The organism is Alteromonas sp. D210916BOD_24 (assembly GCF_047159385.1).
GTDB lineage: Bacteria > Pseudomonadota > Gammaproteobacteria > Enterobacterales > Alteromonadaceae > Alteromonas.
Window position 1 is genome coordinate 1,401,410 of the sequence record NZ_AP038333.1, and the last position, 18,318, is coordinate 1,419,727.

The 18,318-nt window shown below is 44.6% G+C and carries 9 protein-coding genes; 8 read left to right on the top strand and 1 reads right to left on the bottom strand.

From position 1 onward, the window contains the following. Window positions 1-117 precede the first annotated feature (117 nt). From ACMCM8_RS06125 to ACMCM8_RS06150, 6 genes are all read left to right on the top strand, one after another. Window positions 118-948 (top strand): LysR family transcriptional regulator, encoded by an 831-nt coding sequence (locus tag ACMCM8_RS06125; protein WP_412726496.1) that lies wholly within the window; start codon window positions 118-120, stop codon window positions 946-948. 118 nt (window positions 949-1,066) lie between these two features. Further along, window positions 1,067-1,417 carry a DUF2750 domain-containing protein gene (locus tag ACMCM8_RS06130; RefSeq protein ID WP_412726498.1) on the top strand — a complete coding sequence of 117 codons (351 nt, stop codon included), beginning with the start codon at window positions 1,067-1,069 and terminating at the stop codon, window positions 1,415-1,417. Window positions 1,418-1,530: 113 nt separating this feature from the next. Further along, window positions 1,531-1,764, top strand: a complete 234-nt coding sequence (locus tag ACMCM8_RS06135; protein ID WP_412726500.1) for a DUF2789 domain-containing protein — start codon at window positions 1,531-1,533, stop codon at window positions 1,762-1,764. Between the two features lie 90 nt (window positions 1,765-1,854). Continuing rightward, window positions 1,855-3,234, top strand: a complete 1,380-nt coding sequence (locus tag ACMCM8_RS06140; protein WP_412726502.1) for a ribonuclease J — start codon at window positions 1,855-1,857, stop codon at window positions 3,232-3,234. Between the two features lie 175 nt (window positions 3,235-3,409). Further along, window positions 3,410-7,585: an EAL domain-containing protein gene (locus ACMCM8_RS06145; protein ID WP_412726504.1), complete on the top strand. Its 4,176-nt coding sequence runs from the start codon at window positions 3,410-3,412 to the stop codon at window positions 7,583-7,585. A 292-nt stretch (window positions 7,586-7,877) separates the two neighbouring features. Next, window positions 7,878-9,557, top strand: coding sequence for an AMP-binding protein (locus tag ACMCM8_RS06150; RefSeq protein ID WP_412726506.1), 1,680 nt, complete (start codon window positions 7,878-7,880; stop codon window positions 9,555-9,557). 77 nt (window positions 9,558-9,634) lie between these two features. Here the strand turns inward: ACMCM8_RS06150 and ACMCM8_RS06155 are convergent, their stop codons facing one another. Then, a complete protein-coding gene (locus tag ACMCM8_RS06155; RefSeq protein WP_412726508.1) occupies window positions 9,635-10,288 on the bottom strand; it encodes a dUTP diphosphatase in 654 nt (217 codons plus the stop codon). A gap of 524 nt (window positions 10,289-10,812) precedes the next feature. Between ACMCM8_RS06155 and recC the strand changes: the two genes are divergently transcribed. Both recC and recB read left to right on the top strand, forming a co-directional pair. After that, window positions 10,813-14,472: an exodeoxyribonuclease V subunit gamma gene (gene recC / locus ACMCM8_RS06160; protein WP_412726510.1), complete on the top strand. Its 3,660-nt coding sequence runs from the start codon at window positions 10,813-10,815 to the stop codon at window positions 14,470-14,472. Continuing rightward, a complete protein-coding gene (gene recB, locus ACMCM8_RS06165; RefSeq protein ID WP_412726512.1) occupies window positions 14,469-18,317 on the top strand; it encodes an exodeoxyribonuclease V subunit beta in 3,849 nt (1,282 codons plus the stop codon). Before recC ends, recB begins: the two co-directional genes overlap by 4 nt. Window position 18,318: the final 1 nt, after the last annotated feature.

Here is an 18,318-nt window from a genome sequence, read left to right on the forward strand (position 1 = left end):
AGCAATTCGCTATTGATAGGCGCACCGTTTATGACGGCGCGCCTCTGTGCTTTTGTGTTTACTTGCCGTATCATCTGTGTCAATTTAGACAAATCTTGATTCGGCTGTAAATAAAGCATGGATATACGCTTTCTCACCACCTTTATAGAGGTGGCAAAAACACGTCACTTTGGTAAAGCGGCAGAAAACCTTTACCTAACTCAATCAGCGGTAAGCGCACGAATAAAACTATTGGAAGAGTATTTCCATACCACCCTATTTATTCGTCAGCGCAACAGTATCCAACTTACTCAATCGGGTGAAAAGCTTTTGCCTTTCGCCAAGCAACTGTGCGCGACGCTAAATGAAGCAAAGCAAGAGCTTCAAATTCAGTCCTCTGAATATGTGGTCTGTGGCGCCACTCAATTGGCAAGTGAAATAATTCTTCCTCAAATACTCAGTCACTTACACAGTAGTTTTCCTGATTGGTCGGTAAAAGCGGAAGTGTTAACCCTCGACTCTTTGTCCAGACAATTACACGAACGGGTTACAGACCTAGCTTTTTCTACTGAGCCCCTTAAGTCTGAAGAAGTCAACAGTGAAGTGCTGTTAGAACAAAATCTGGCCTTATATCGTGTCGGTGATCCCAAAACAACCATTGATGCGTCAGACTTTGTTGCTATTGATTGGGGTAGCAAAGCTAGAGATTGGCTATTAACCGCCTATCCTCAGCTCAGAGATGCTAAGTTGAGAACTAACTCTCTCAATCTGGCTATCAATAATCTACAAAGTGAAGGCGGCATTGCGGTGCTTCCTGTTGGTGTAGAGTCACAATTTAGCGAAAATGTTACATTAACCACCATTGATGCGTTAGACGAGATCCCACTGACGGTCTATGTTCATACTATGAAGCAAGTCAGAAGGGTGGGGTTGCCGGACATCATTGAAAGTGTCACCAAAGCCTATTAAATTTTGAGAAACGTCGAGATAAGGGCACGATCACCGCGGTAAGCCCTTGTTGCGCGTTTGTACTGCTAGCAAAGCAAGAAATACATTATTCACCCTTATTACTTAAAAGTAGAAAATCATGTCACAGTTACATCCGTTACTTGAAAAAAACGCCTTTCAGCGATTAGAAGAAACCCTGGCGCTCATCAAACAAAATGAAACGCTGTTTATCCTTACCGATGAGCACGGTTGCGTTATGCTGACCACAGATGATGAAGATGGCGTGCCCGTATGGCCTGATGCAGAACTCGCTAAGTTGTGGGCGACGGAAGATTGGGCACACTGCGAACCCATGGCGTTACCCACCAAAGAATTTTTATCTAAATGGGTGGTGGGAATGACACAGGATGATTTGATGGTGATTGTGTGCCCAGTGCCGGGTGAAGAGGGTGAAGTTATTTCTCCGGAGGAATTTGCGCAGCAATTGTAGTGTGATCTGTAGACGCGTTGGTTCGTTTATATAGATAGAAGGCTAAAAGTGAATAGATCGCTTTTTCCAATATAAAAGTGGCAACGCGTTTTTTGATTAACAAGGAGTTCGATATGTTTACAGAACAGCATACGATGAGCAGTTTATTTGGACAATTGGGGCTTGATTCATCGGAACAAGACATTGAACACTTTATTGACCAACACAAAGGGTTGAATAAGACACAGTATCTTCATGACGCGCCGTTTTGGTCTCCAGCGCAATCTCAGTTTTTAAAAGATGCAATTGAAGAAGACGCGGCTTGGGCCGAGGTTATTGATCAGCTGAACCTAAGGCTGCACGAATAATTGCACGTCTATCGTTGTTACCTAACAGGTGTTGCATTTCCATATCACGCCCACCAATAGTATGAGATAAGAAGTCAAGTAGGAAGGGAGATGTTACAACCTAGCGATCAGGATTTGTGGTTTGTTCCTCTAGGTGGAACCGGCGAGATTGGTATGAACCTCAATTTATACGGTCACAACGCAAGTTGGCTGATGGTCGATTGTGGTGTTTCTTTTGACGAGCCATTACAACCGCCTTACCTAAATGGGGAGGTGAGAGAATCACCACAGGCTACCCGCCACAGTGTTGTTGCACCTAAGCCTGATTTCATTGCCAAACAAAAAGACGCACTAGCAGGCATTGTCATTACCCATGCACATGAAGACCACCTCGGTGCAATTCCCTATCTGTGGGAACGATTCAAAAAACCTATATATACGACGGCCTTTACTGCTGAAGTACTCAGGCGAAAGCTGGCCAGAAGCAAGCTCTTGAACAAAGTGCCCATAATTGAAGTGTCTTCTGGTGAAACCCACCAAATAGGACCGTTTTCTGTAAAGTGGCTGGCAATAACACATTCCCTTCCTGAGCCTTTTGCCCTTAAGATTACCACTGATGTAGGCACTGTATTACATACCGCAGACTGGAAAATGGATGCCAATCCAATAACCGGCCAGCCCTTTGATAACCAGCTTTATAAGGCCCTAGCTAAAGAAAATATTCTCGCCTTAGTGGGGGATTCTACCAACGCGCCCAAGCCTGGGTTTTCAGTTTCAGAACGCAATTGCTATGATGGGCTACTCAATACCATTGCTCCGCTGCGTGGGCGAGTGGTGGTGGGGTGTTTTGGTAGTAACATTGCGCGTTTAATTTCGTTAGCCCGCGTGGCCAAAAATACCAAGCGATACTTTGGCTTATATGGGCGTTCGCTGTTGAACATGTATAGCATTGCAAAACAGCAAGGTATTTGGCCAACCGACCTAGAGGTCGCAGATCCTTCCCATTTAGGTTACTTACCACCCAATGAAGTGCTTGCCGTTGCCACCGGAAGTCAAGGTGAAAGGAATGCCGCTTTGTCACGATTAGCGATGGATACATTTCCCCATTTACAGTTGGAGAAAGGGGATACGGTCTTATTTTCATCCATAATCATACCGGGTAATGAAGAAAGTGTGAGAAAACTCAACGAGGCGTTTCGCGCCAAGGGAATATCTGTTAGGCACAGTGAAGATAGTCCTTTACCCATACACGCGAGTGGTCATCCCTGTGCAGAAGAACTTAAATTGATGTATCACTGGGTAAAACCACAAATTGCTATACCTGTCCACGGAGAAGCTATGCACTTACAGGCTCATGCCAACATTGCTCGTGAATGTGGTATCACAAAGTTTTATGTAGGGCGAAATGGTGATCTTTATCGCCTTGCACCGCAGCCAAGCATTAGAAGACAGGTAATACCCGTTGGTCGAATTCCTCTTGGTGTTGATTGAACAATGACCGAGTCAATTTATGTCATTGCTTCATCTGAAACAAAAAATGTTTTACTCGAAGTTTGTAACATACTGAATGTTAAGTTAAATTTGAAAGCTCTATTGCTGCCCAACTGCTCGTCATTCTGTTACACTTACTCGTAAAATAAGAATTAGATATCTGTAAAGTTTTGGTATGAGCCGTTTCTACTGTTTGTTTTTAATCCTGTTGGTAATGACGCAATGCGCGCTAGCGTCCCCTCGATTATCGAATCCGGTCTTTCAGTCACTTTCCACTAAAAATGGTCTTCCACAAGATGTGGTAAACGATATTGTGATAGATGGTGAGGGATTTGTTTGGATTGCTACCGAGGGTGGGGCAATGAGATGGGACGGTGTACGTACCACGCGAATTAAAGGGCCGAACAATCTACTGAGTGACTCGTCTATCCACAAGATGACGTTACAGGGAGATGAGGCGTTGTGGTTGAGTGTGTATGGACGCGGAGTTTTTTATCTCAACTTACGGACTCAAGAGATTACCCAAATTGAGCCAAAGTCGTTCAGTAAGTTAGAAGGTGTGACGCAATATGCTGAATTTTTTCATTGGCAAGATGACGACAACTTAATTATCTCACTATCCGAAGAAGTGCAGCGTTACAACGTTTCATCGAAAACCCTGGAAACCATTGCTGTACTTGATCAAGACATTATCAATAATTATGACAGTATCAGGGCTGCTATTACCGTTGATGAATACTTGGTTGTGGCGACGACGACAGGTTTGTATACCAAATCGTTGAATAGCAACGATGTTGCCCTAGCGCCTTTTGATTACCTTCACGACATTCCCGCTGATTTCGACAATACCAATGCAAAATTTTTACTTCTCGATGAAAGCGCGCGTCTTTGGATAGCGACAGTAAAAGGGGTTTTTGTGGCGGATAAAACGGACTTTATTGCACAAATGCAAGGTAACAGAGAAGGCGTTTTCCAACGTGTAATCGATGATAGAAACGTTTGGACAATGGTACAGTATGCAGAGAGTAGCTTTTGGTTGGGGACTAACCAAGGGCTATTTTCTCTGTCGAAAAAACAAAACGGGTGGGAACACGAGCATATATTAGAGCCCCACAACGGTGCTACTACCATTTCTGATAAACGAGTCACCGCTATTGCCCAGGACGAAACAGGGAACTTGTGGCTAAGTACAATATACGCAGGGGCGCTGTACTTTGGTGTGAAAAGCGCAGATGTTTTCACCATTCAAAATGCCCGTAACGGCAATGAAAATTTACTCACCAGTCACGTAGTGTGGGCGTTCGCCGAAACGCAGCCTAATAAGCTTTGGATTGGGACTTCCAACGGCCTTAATCACTATGATTTTACAACGGGTAATGCCGAGCAATATCTGCACGATACTTCTGATAAAAATTATATCGGTGTGGGTGCCATTGAGAGAATAATTCCTACCGATGCTGGACAGTTGTTTTTACAAACCTATGAAGGGATCCGCTTATTTGACCCTGCAACTGGCCAAGCAAAGATTCCTGAAGTTATATCAGGTGGCGATAAGGCCATATTTGACGTATTTAGCGCCGGCACGACGTTATCTACAGATGGGTATTTGTATTTTGTGGGTAATGAAGATTTCATGGCTTATGACACACAAGAGAAGACCATCAGACGGCTTTCGTTAGATCCTCGAGTATTTGACGTTAACTTTACCCCGGGATTTCTTGGAGAGTCAAAGTATCACGGAGGCCGTTTATTTCTTGCTACAGAAGGTGGACTTTGGTTAATCGATCCTGATACTTCTGAGCACGAGTTGGTTTATCGCTTCCCTGAGTCTCAGCGTCGACGAGATCGTTCCATTTCATCATGGGCGATAGACGATACGGGCATTCTATGGCTGGCCCACAACAGTGTAGGACTGATTGGCATTGACGCAGATACTTTTGAACCACTGTATAATCTCAACGATACCAACCTACTACTGTCGAATATTATCTACGGTTTGTTAAAAGACAACGAGGGGAATATTTGGTTTAGTTCTCACAAAGGACTACACAAGTATGATACCACCACAGGACAAATACAAAACTTTATCTATGGCCGAGAACTCAGTGTATCTGAATTTAACCAAGGCGCCGCTCTGCGCTTAAATGACGGGCGTTTTGCGTATGGCTCTACCACAGGAGCCGTTGTGTTTTCGCCTGCTCAATTAGACAGTGTTGACGGCAATCGCGGCTTGCTAAGCCAGCAAACAGCAATTACACAAGTGTCCGTTGACAACCGTTTATTGGCTCAACCTTTGGTCAACCTGAATGGTCAACATATTGAGCTTACTTATGAGGACTTTGGCCTTTCTATTCATTTCTCCGCATTAGCTATGTCCGGTACCGGAAAGGTTAAGTATTATTATAAGTTACTCAAAGGTGACCGCATTGTTACTGAAGGATTAACCGATGATGGCAAGATAACTTTCGCAAATCTTGCGCCAGGCAATTATGTTTTCTCTGTAGCGCCCACGCCAGGCAGTTTTGATTACACTGTATTGCCGGCGGAAATCACCCTTTCTATGCCACATGCTCCCTGGCGTTCGCCAATCGCTTACGGTATCTATATTTCACTGCTTATTGGATTGTTCATTGCGTACTTACTGTCGCGTAAAAAGCAGTTTGTACGATTGCAAAAAGTACAGCATCAAGCGACCTTATTCGGTGATGCTTTTAGGCAAACCCGCGATTGGGTACTTATTTTTGATCAGGAAAAGCAACTTGTGGCTGCTAATCCAGCATTTGAGCAAGTCTTTGGTTTTAGTTCAAAAGAATCGTTACCTAAGCAGCTGACTAAATTGTATATCCGTTATCCTAGCCTTGAGCGTCAACTCTCTACAAAATTATCAGATATGCAAGGTGGAGATTTTTGGAAGGATGAAGGGGTTATTGAGGGAGCGGATGGCAAGCGGTATGACGTGTTAATCGATATTACTGCGGTGAGCGGAGAGAAAAATACGCCGGAGCACTACCTCATCGTTGTCTCTGATATTACTGAGCAGAAAAATGCGGAACGTAAACTCTTAAAAATTGCCACTTACGACAGCTTAACTGGCTTAGTAAACCGTACGCTTTTGTTAGACAGATTAGAACACGCGATTGGTCTGGCACGTCACCACCAGCACAGAGTCGCGGTGATGTTCATTGATTTGGACAGGTTCAAGGGGATCAATGACTCGCTGGGTCATGATTATGGTGACAAATTGCTGCGTATTGTTGCCAACAGAATGCGCAATTTGGTTGCTGACTCGGGGACTGTGGCTCGTTTAGGTGGTGATGAATTCGTCATTGTTATCGAAGAAGTTTCCCATAACGATGATTTGAGCTCATTTGTTGGGCAAATTATCGAAGCTGTTGAAACGCCGATCTCTCTTGCAGAAGAAGTATTGCGCGTTTCTTGCAGTATCGGTGTTGCATTCTATCCAGAGGATGCGTCAGAGCCCGCTGAGCTCATAAAACAAGCTGATGTAGCAATGTATATTGCAAAAAGAGATGCATTAAGTGGCTTTACCTATTTTACCCGCGATATGAACGAACGTGCTAAAACCAGACTCCAATTAGAAAATAAGGTTAAGCGTGCTTTTTCTGAAGAGTGCTTTATTAATCATTACCAACCTATTATTGACGCGAGTACAAATAAAACGGTTGGCGTTGAATTGTTACTGAGGGGTAGGCTGGATGACGAGCCTCTCTATCCTGATCAGTTTATCCCTGTGTTGGAAGAATTAAAATACATCATTGAAGTAACCCGTAAAGCAATGCGCAGAGCCGCGAGAGATATTTCGCGATGGCATGAAAAGGGGTTTACCGGCTATGTATCAATTAACCTCTCAGCTCTTCACTTTAAAACAGAGTTTGATTTAAAAGGTGTATTAAGCCTCATTAATGAATTTCATTTACCTAAACACGCATTTCGATTTGAAATAACCGAAGGAGTGCTAATGGATGACAGTGACAATGCACTTAGACAAATTCAACGGTTCGTCAATGAAGGATTTGTACTTGCGCTAGATGACTTTGGTACAGGCTATTCATCGTTAAGCTATTTGAGAAAATACCCTCTCTCCGTACTTAAAATTGATAAAAGCTTTGTTAACGAAATGAGCCCGGGTAATGCAAACGAAGCATTGGTGACAACCACTATTTCGCTGGCCAATAGTTTGAATATGAGTTGCGTTGCAGAAGGCGTAGAAAGCAAAGCACAAGTGGAGGCGCTGATTAGCAAGAAGTGCTATTTGCATCAAGGCTATTTTTACGCCAGACCTTGTTCAGCTTCCGAAGTAGAACCTTTGCTTTTTAAAACATGGAATTAGCCTTTATAGCTTTTGGTTGAAAAGAGGATAGTTAGGCAAAATTGTACGCTGAATAAACACAACAGTGCTGCAAACAACATAAGCCTGTGTTTTGAGTAAGTGATAAGACCATAATGAATCAAAAGGATGGTCTATAAGAAATTTAAATTTTACGCGCAAAGCCACGTGGTTCGTAGCATCTAATGTAAACGCCTGTTTAAAAAGCTTGTCATTCTTATAAAAATAAGGCTTATTAGAAGTCTGTGAAATCATTGTAAAAATGAGCTACATTATAACAACAAATGAGTGAACTATGCCGCTAGATATGACAGCAAACGCCGACAGCAAGGAAGTAATAAAATCGCCATTAAGTATGTTATACCATTGGGAAAAATCCTGTGGAGATGACGTATATCTAACTCAGCCAATTAAAGGAGAATACCACGATTTCACGTGGAAGCAGGTTGCTCAGCAAGCGCGCCAGGTCGCTGCTCGACTACGTGAAATGGGATTTCCCCAAGGAAGTCGTATAGGTATCTTTTCCAAAAACTGTGCAGAATGGTTCATTGTTGATCTTGGGATCATGATGGCAGGGCATGTTTCGGTACCGATATTTTCGACTGCCGGTCCCGATACCGTACAGTACGTGTTGAAGCACGCAGATGTTCAATTGTTGTTTGTCGGGAAGCTCGATAACACTGAGCAGCAAGTCGCTACTATTCCACCTGAGTACCTGACCGTTGCGTTTCCTTATCCCAATATTGCCACCAAACAGCAATGGGATGAGTTTATTGATATTGCGCCTATTACTGACTCACCCGTACCTGATATGGATGATATGATGACCATCATTTATACCTCAGGCAGCACGGGTCAACCTAAAGGCGTTGTACACAGTTATAACACCGCTTGTTGGGCGGCGCGTCACTCGTTAGATCAGTTAGGCATTAATCGCAATGATCGCACCATGAGTTATTTGCCTCTAGCACATATTACTGAGCGTGTTTTGGTCGAGTTATCAAGCTATTACAGCGGCGGTAAAATTCACTTTGTTGAAGATTTGTCCACATTCCAACGCGATGTTGCTCACTGTCAACCCACCTTATTTATTTCTGTACCGCGTTTATGGACGAAATTCCAGATGGGCGTATTAGCGAAAATGCCTCAGAAAAAGCTTGATATTCTGCTTAAAATTCCATTTTTGAACAAAATTGTGGCTAAGAAAATTCGCGAAGGTCTGGGGATCAGTAACGCGCGATTGTGGGCAAGTGGTTCAGCTCCATTGGCACCTGCAGTTATTGAGTGGTTTGCAAAAATCGGCATTTACATTTCTGAAGGGTGGGGGATGACGGAAAACAGTGCCTATGGCACAGGTAGCGTTCCTTTCCGTCACGATAAAATAGGCTGCATCGGTAAGCCATACAATGGCGTTACTATTCGTACCTCTGAAGAAGGCGAAATTCAGGTTAAATCACCGTGTAATATGCTCGAGTACTATCTGGAACCAGAGAAAACCGCGGAGGTATTTACTGAAGACGGTTATTTACGTACCGGTGATAAAGGTGTGATTGACGCAGATGGCTATGTCAAAATTACTGGCAGGCTTAAAGATATCTTTAAAACGGCCAAGGGTAAATATGTGACTCCAGCACCCATTGAAGCTAAATTTATGGAAAACCCCATAGTTGAGCAGGTTTGTGTGACGGGAACGAATTTGCCTCAGCCAGTGGCACTATTGGTATTAAGTGAAGAAGCGCAAAAACAACAAAAATCGGATGTTGAAGCAAGCCTGAAAAAGACTTTCGACGCTATAAATGCCAAGCTAGAGAGCCATCAGGTGATGGATAGGGTAGTGATAATGAAAAATGAGTGGAGTATAGAAAATGACTTACTCACACCTACCTTGAAAGTAAAACGGCATGTACTGGAAGACCGCTTCGTGGATATTATCCAAGGAACATACAGTGATAAATTGGTGTGGGTAGACGCCTAGTCAAGTGTCCGTGTATTTTTAGTTAGACCCAGCTAAAAGCTCTGTTTGAAACAGAGCTTTTTTATTGGTGTAAAAAACTATCCCGGGTAACGGCTATTTAGGCCTTGGTAAACTAAATCGCTGAATTCAGGTTTGTTCAAATCAAGGGCATCCATTACTTCCACTAAATGTTCATTGTCTTCTCTTCCAGACCAAACTTTATGGTAAGTGCCTTCTTTATATCCATTGTCTTGTCGGAAGAAGTTGAGCACATTTTTTCCAACGTACTGACGATATAACTCATCTGCTGACATATCGCATTGTTCGACGATGGTCATAAATAAGGGAACATTAAAGCGTTTTGCGGCACAAAGGCCAGTCATTAATTCCAGGTTATCCAGTAAAGACTGATTTGACGCAGTGTAATCTTTACCGTCAAAGGTCACTGTTGTGTCACCGCTGGCAAGTTGTGCTGCAATACTTTTTGCAGACGCGGAAATATCACCTTTGAAATCGATAATGCAGGCGCTCAACGCAAAATGCCAGATGTCGACCAGTTCCATTTGTAGCTGTGGCAAATCTTTGTGTTGGGCTTTCCACCACTTCCAGCCGTGATGTTCTATGGCTTCAACCGATTCAACCATGGCGGCTCGCAAATATCCGTAGCCTGCATTGAGCCAATCTGGATTGACCTTTTTGTTCATTTTGTCTTGAAGCGTAAGCATAGTGGCTAGTTGTTGGGCGGATAACATCGCGTCTCCTGAATGTGTTTTTAACATGGAATAAATTACAAATTGTACTGGAATGCGGTTCGCCTCGAAACTGCTAATAGCAAAATAGTTTTTATGAAATGCAAAGCAGAATGCGGCGAAGTATGTGTCGGGTGCTTTGTTGTGGTGCACTTGCACCACCTTATCGCCATGCCGCAAACGTGTAGTGGCGAGGTTGTATTTAAGTTGTTGATTTTTATGTCTTAAAAAGTTGGCACTCAACATGCAGAATAAAAAGGGTTAACAGTGCTACTGAGTAACGCTAACGTGAATAAGTGCCAGGCAACGCTTATTCTCGTTGTTACTGAGTAGACCGTAAACCTTACCCATACAGATTTTTCGTGTCCTGAGGTCTGTATGGGTTTTTTTATTCTCTTCTCACTGGTTTTACTGTACCTCTCGGGTAATGTACTACTGCAAAAATACGTAAAAAGTACTTTTTAACCTCGTCCTTTTCGATACACTGTATATCGTTCCTAAAAGCTCGTTCTATAAAGGATTTTCGATTGCTTGCGTTATACCCTTCAAACAAACTAGAACACTTAAGTTTTCTACTTACCACATTATTAAAACAGCAGCCTACAGGGGTGTTTACACCTGAAACTGTGCTGGTGGAAAGTCCTGGTATGCAGCATTGGGTGAGTATGCAATTGGCACGGGAGCAGGGCATAGCAATGAATATAGACTTCCCTTTGCCAGTGCGCTTTATGTGGAATACGGCAAGAGCGGTACTTGGGGAAGACAAAGTGCCCAAACAATCGTCCTATCGACGCGAAGTGTTAACCTGGCGGATTGATAATATTCTTAACGATCAGGAATGGATGAAAGGCAGTGCATTTGAACAAGTAAACAAGTACTGGCGTGGAGCAGGTAGCGAGCAAGAGCAAGGGGTAAAGCGTTTGCAGCTAGCTACCGCGCTAGCTGATGTGTATGAACAGTATTTGTTATATCGTCCGGATTGGCTGTTTGCGTGGGAAAGAAATGAACGTGTAGTGTTTGATGATATGGAAGGGTGGCAAAGTGAAATCTGGCGCCGCTTAGTCAGCGAACAGCCTTTGCATCCTGCCAGACTTCACCAACTCACCCTTGAAGCGTTAGCGTCAGGTGTGGTGCCAAACACGCTCCCTGAACGTGTTGTGGTGTTTGCCATAAACACCATGGCTCCCCAACTTATTGGCTTTTTCGACGCCTTAGCCCATCACATTGATATACATATTTTTCACTTAAACCCCAGTGTTAACTATTGGGGTGATGCCAAAAGCAACAGTGAGCAGGCTAAAGCGCTTCGCAGTGAAGGCCTTGAAAAGTGGATGCAGCAAGAACAGTCAAACCCACTTCTGGGCAATTTGGGTAAGCAAGGTCGAGAGCTTTTCAATTTACTGACTGAACTTGATACATTTGAAATAAGTGCTTTTGACGCCCCAGCGTTTCATCGCGACGACGCGCAGCCATTAACAGGTTCAGGGGAATGTCCCTCACTTCTCAATTATATTCACGACGACATTTTGCAAGGTATTCAACCAGCGCCAGTCGACAAAGAGGGAGGTGAAACATTAACCCGAGCAAGTAAACAAGGCGATGACAGTATAACAATAATGTGCACTCACTCTGCGCTGCGGGAAGTCCAGGTACTGCATGATCACTTACTTCATTGGTTGTCACAAGATAAGACGAGAACACCCTCTGATATTTTAATTATGTGCCCCGCAATAGAAAATTATGCGCCATTTGTCGATGCAGTGTTTCATCGGGTGAGTACCAAACCGATAGTGGGCGCAGGGCCTACACGTTTACCGTGCTCAATTGCTGATCGCAGTCCAATGGATGCTGAGCCATTAATCGCGGCTTATATGGCATTGTTACAACTTCCCGATAGCCGTTTTGGTGTTGCAGATATTATGGATTATCTGCAACTGGACACTGTGCAAAAGCGCTTTGCGATTGCCCAAGGTGATTTAGACCAAATGACCGAGTGGCTAAAGCAAGCACATATTCACTGGGGTTTAAACAGACAACATAAGTTAGCAGTATCAGAAGGCGTCGCGCACGATGACACCTACAGTTGGTGGTGGGGGTTACGCCGGTTATTGATGGGTATGCTTGCCTGTGACAATGAAATGATCATTGACGGTATGCTGACCATTCCAGATGTAGAGGGCCAAAGTGCGGTAACCTTAGGAAAACTGGTAGAGATCGTTGCGTTATTAGGGCGATTTGCTAACGCGTTGACGACACCCCGCTCGCCTTCTGAGTGGGCAAAAGATTTACTTGAGCTTCGCGATGCGTGTTTTATGCCCACTCGGGAGCAAGAGCACAGTTGGGAACTCATTGCTAAAGTGGCGGCAGATTTAGCTGCCCGATGCGAAGAAGCGAACTATGAGCACCCATTGAGTTTACGTCAGGTCAGAGAGCTATTGCTCAATCGTTTTTCTTCCCCCGATGCGGGTAACCATTTTATGACGGGACAGGTTACTGTGTGTTCCATGTTACCCATGCGAAGTATTCCCTTTAAAAAAGTGTGTATTCTGGGTCTTAACGACAGTGAATTTCCCCGAAAATCAACCCCTCTGGGGTTGGATTTAATGGCCAATGCTGCGCGTCGTATCGGAGATCGTTCAAGGCGTTTAGAGGACCGATACTTATTTTTAGAGGCAATAATTTCAACCCGCGAAAGCTTGTATCTGAGTTATCAAGGAAATGATGTGAGCAACAATAGCGAGCGTCAGCCCAGCCTCGTCCTTGCTGAATTTCTCGATATGTTGTTGCTAGGCTACGAGGTAAATGTAGAGGATTACCTGAAACAAGCCCCCTTGCACCCATTTAGCGAAGGAAGTTTTAACGGTACATTGCCAAGTTATGAAACCGGTTGGCTGCGATTGGCTGATGCTCTGCAACGTGCCAGGAAGGTTGTTCAACATGACAACGATAAAGGTAAAGATAAAGATAAAGATAGTACAGCAAGTACGACAGACACTGAAACTGCACATTCATTGCCTTTGTTAGACCTGCATTCAAATGATTCTGAAACGGGAGCAGATAGCGATTTGCGTCTGACTCCAATGCAAATTGCAAGAGCGTTTAAAGATCCCCTTGAATACTTTGCCGTTCAGCGCTTAGGGGTTAACTTGTCGCAATCGTTTACCTTGTTGGAAAACAGTGAGCCTTTTGAAACCAATGCACTTATCCGCTATCAGGTTTTAGATGCCATTTTCTCATCCCCTGAGCGCAATGCCGCTGAGGTAGGAAGCAATAGTACTTCTTATAGTGAACAGGTGATTGAATTCGCCGCGCTGCGCGGTGATATTCCCAATAACCCGGTGGCGAAAGAAGAACTTGCCATGTGGAAAGAAGGCGCACTTGCGTTAAATCAGGCAATGGGCCCCCATGATGCAGAGCCCAAAACCGCTAGCTTTACCGGTCACTATCTCACATTTACCGCCAGTGCATTTGAAACCAGCGAGGCACTGGTGCAATTGTGCGCAGGGAAAATTAATGATGTCAGGGCATTGAGCTATTTTATCACCCAACTCGTGTTCTCCAGTAGTGACCATGAGACTCATTACCGTGATTATCCACTGGATATTTTTTACTGTGACTGGGAGAAAGGCGAAACGACATTATTAAAACGTCGCTATGACCCTTTTGATCCAAAGACTGCCCGTCAACTGCTTTTGTTTATCGAACGCTTGTATCTGACCATCTATACTGCGCCAACGCCGCTTTATCGCAGTCTCTTCGAAGATCTCATACCGGGGAAACGCAAATCGGACAGTGCCGAAATAGTCGCGCAGATAAAGCCTGAATGTTTCCATGACATACTCAGTGGGATGATTGAATATCAGCGGGTAACGAGCAATCAAGCAACAACTCAGACAACACAGAAACCACAGTTGCTTAGTGGTTTGCATCTCGTAGAAGACGATGTGGCCTCAGAAGAGGGGTTAGCAATAATACATAAAATAAAAAAGTTATTGGCTGGGTATGATGCTGAGCGGGTAATCAGAAATTGGCAGCAATCGTCTGGGCCTTTTAGTGCCGATATGGCAAATAACCCTTACCTTAACTGGCTGTTCCCACAGCCAGTCACCTGGCATGATTTACCGTCTGTTGAGGGCTTCGTGTTATTCGCTATGGTGGCCAATGCCTCGGTGGAGGAAAAACTATGACGGTAAATACAATGGCATCGCGTGACCAAAATTTGCACACACCTAATCTACTTGATGTAGCAAATATGCCTCTTGTAGGTCGGCACCTTATAGAAGCGAGCGCCGGTACAGGTAAAACCTTTAATATTACGCGCTTGTATTTGCGTTTGTTGTTAGAGAAAAAGCTGACGGTAAAAGATATCTTGGTCATGACCTTTACCAAAGCGGCTACCGAAGAGATTAAAGGGCGAATAGCTAAAACACTGCGCGAGGCACTTCAGCTCTGGCAGCAGGCCAAAGATAGTGGTGATGGGCTGCCGAGTGACAGTGATCCGGTATATAGGCATCTGTTTCTCCATACCGATTTGAATGAGAGCATTGCGCTATTGCAAGCAGCGCAACTGGAACTTGACGATGCATCGGTGTTTACTATTCACGGTTTTTGTCAGCATGTCATTGGGCAACTGGCCTTTAACAGCGGTTTTGCCATGTCACTGAACTTGAGTACAGATACCAGTGACCTTTACTTACAAGCTGCAGAAGACTTTATTCGCAAAGTGAGTCAGAATGAAGCGGATTTTTTGTTGCTTGCCCAGTCGTCCTGGCACGTTCCAGAGCGTTTGTTATCAGAATTTTACAGCACCATTCGAAGTCCTCTTGCGCCTATCTTATTGGATGAAGCTGCGATAGAGGCGGCATTCAATCAGACCCTACTCAACAATCCAGATACACATATCAGTTGCTTCGACACGCTACTGCAAAATATCGAGGTGAATGAAGGCTTATTGACAGAGCAACTCATCAAAACACCAGCGCATAAAAAAGAACGACCTCAGGAATTAGCTGCACTTAAAGCCTGGTTAAATGAGTGTGCCAATACACAGCGTTATCAGGAGGCGCCATCATTGGCGTTAGCCTTTCTCGATGGGCGGCGCTATGCACGCAATACTGCTGGCGTCAAAGAGGTGCTGAGTCCTATCAAAGCGTTGTCAAAGGCCATAGATAGTGCAGCCATTGAAAGGGATGCAGCCTTTGCTCAAATTCCAGTCTTTACGCTGATTAACGACGCAATTCACTTTATTAAAGACAGTGTCGCCAAGCAGAAAAAACAGCGGGGTATTATCGATTTTGACGATCTCATTTGCATGCTTGCCAATGAGGTAGTGAAACCGGGCAACACCCTTGCTCATGAGCTTCGCAAGAAATTCCCTGTTGCCCTTATCGATGAGTTTCAAGATACCGATGCCAACCAGTACGCAATATTAGATGCGGTATATCCCAAGGCATCACCTTCGGTCGCCCTTTCTGAAGAGAATAACGAGGTAAGTACACTATCGCCATCATCCAATACGGCGTTATTAATGATCGGCGATCCTAAGCAAGCCATTTATCGGTTTCGTGGGGGGGATATTTTTACTTACCTCAAAGCCGGACGACAAGCAGATCACCGTTGGGTAATGAATACTAACTGGCGCTCAGTTGAAGGGATGGTTAAAGCATATAACCGCCTGTTCTACGGAGCCCCTGTATCATCGAACACCCCTACCGATGTGTTTGGCTTTAATATTCATTACTTTCCCGTTGAATTTACTGCAAAAGCGGCAGCAGCTAAAGCCCCATTAATAGACTCCCATAGTGATCGAAGTGCAATGAATTATGTCAGTTTGCGCTTAGATGAAAAGCAAGATGCGACAACGATGCGCCGTGATATGTCGCAGTGGATAGCGCAGGAAATATACCGACTGTTAAATGAAGCGCGTTTTGAAGGCGCTAATCAAGTAACTAGAGGGGTTAGGCCCCAGGATATTGCGATCCTGGTGAAGAACAGAAACGAAGCCAACATCATTAAGTACGTACTTAAACAACAGGGGTTGTCATGTGTTTACTTAAGTGATCGCAGCAACCTTTTCGCTGCGCCGGAAGCACAAGATGTATTGCGATTGCTCAACGGCATCTGGCATGCCAACGATAATAATAAAGTGGCGTCTAGTCTGGCCTCGCCACTGTGGGGATACAGTGCACATGATTTGGTTGAGTTGCTCTATCACGACAATGATAGCGCGTGGGACAATGCCTATGAAAAGGTATTAAGCTTACGCGACATGTGGCTACAAAAAGGGTGTATGAGCGTTTTGCTACACCTCATGCAGTCAAGCTATCAGCCCAGCGGTAATGACGTAGAGCGGGCGTTAACCAACTACCAACATCTCGGTGAAGTCCTGGAAAAGGCGAGTATCACTCATCAACGTCCTGAACAGCTATTGGACTGGCTCAGCAAGCAAATACATCAGCCAGATAGTGATGAAGAATTGACCTTGCGACTGGAGAGTGACAGCCAGCTAATTCGCCTCATCACTCAACATGGCTCAAAGGGACTGGAATACCCTATCGTGTTTATTCCGTTTGCTACCTCGTACAAAGATGCTGCGCGAAATGGCAAGTCACTGTCTCATATATTTACCTATTACGATGAGGCCAAACACCAGCTTCAACTGCAATTAGGGCAGACCCAGCAAGCGGTATCGCGTGTTCGCGATGAAGCGGAGGCAGAAGATATGCGCTTGATGTACGTAGCAGTCACCCGGGCGGCCCACCGCTGTTATATGGGAATTATGCCCCTTGATGGAAATGAAAAAAGCGCGCTGGCAAGGGCACTTGGGCTTAACCAACAGGAACAAAATGACTGGCAAAGTATACTTGAACAGATTACTGGTGAAGAAGAAGCCCATAGCTCTCACATCTGTGCAGACGAGTATCATCAGACGTATGCGGGTTTTCAACATGAGCAGCATGATGGTGAATTATTTGCGTTACAGTTTACAGGTACTGCCAGTGAGCAATGGCGTTTGTATTCGTTTTCGGCCTTAAGTCGATTGACTGCGGTAGCGCCAGACAACACGCCTAACGCGACGCGCGCAGATATCGAGAGCGTGGCAGTGATGCAAACCATTAGAGATGAAGAAGTTTACAGTGAGAACGGGAACGTAGAGGCTGCAACAGTGCTAGTGAGTCAACCAGCAGACAGCCTTCCACTTGAATCTATTGATGCGCCCGATGCCAGTGCTTTACGATTTGGACTCGCCAAAGGGGCCAGCGCAGGTAATTTGCTCCACGATTTATTAGAACACAATGACTTTTGTGACCCACAGTGGGAGGATTCAGGGAAAGAGTTAGTTGCGCGTTTTGGGCTAGAGGCGTCCAGTGCTCCTGCGCTTTATGCTTGGTTAGATGAAGTATTGCAAACCTCTTTGTATCCCACAATGACATTGAGTCTAAATCAAGTGTCTGAAAAGCACACACTACGCGAAGCCCAGTTTTACTTTCCTATGAATGATAGTCAATGGGAGCCACTTAAAGACCTTCTCACTGCACATAGACGTCGTGTGGCACAAGGGCTCAACGTCCAACCTATAGAAGTGCCCCACTTGATGACTCCGCGTTTGGCGGGAATGATGCATGGCTTTATTGATCTTATCTTCGAACACGACGGCAAGTATTTCGTGGCAGACTACAAGTCGACTTGGCTGGGCGATGCACTCGATGTATATCTTCCCGCAGCGCTTATGCTTAACAACCAACACCATTTATACGATTTACAATATTTAATCTATAGCTTAGCGTTACACCGTTACCTTAAAAATGCCATTGCGGATTATAACTGCGAAGAACATTTTGGCGGGGTGTATTACCTCTATCTCCGTGGTATGCATCCACAAAACCGAAGCGGTGAGGGGGTATTCTTTACCGATATTACTCACCAGGAATTGTCGCGTTTAGATCACATATTTGAGCATGGCACCAGTGAAAAAAAGCAAAGTCCACAGCATGTACAACAGCAGTTTAGCTTTGATGACGGACAGGAGTAAG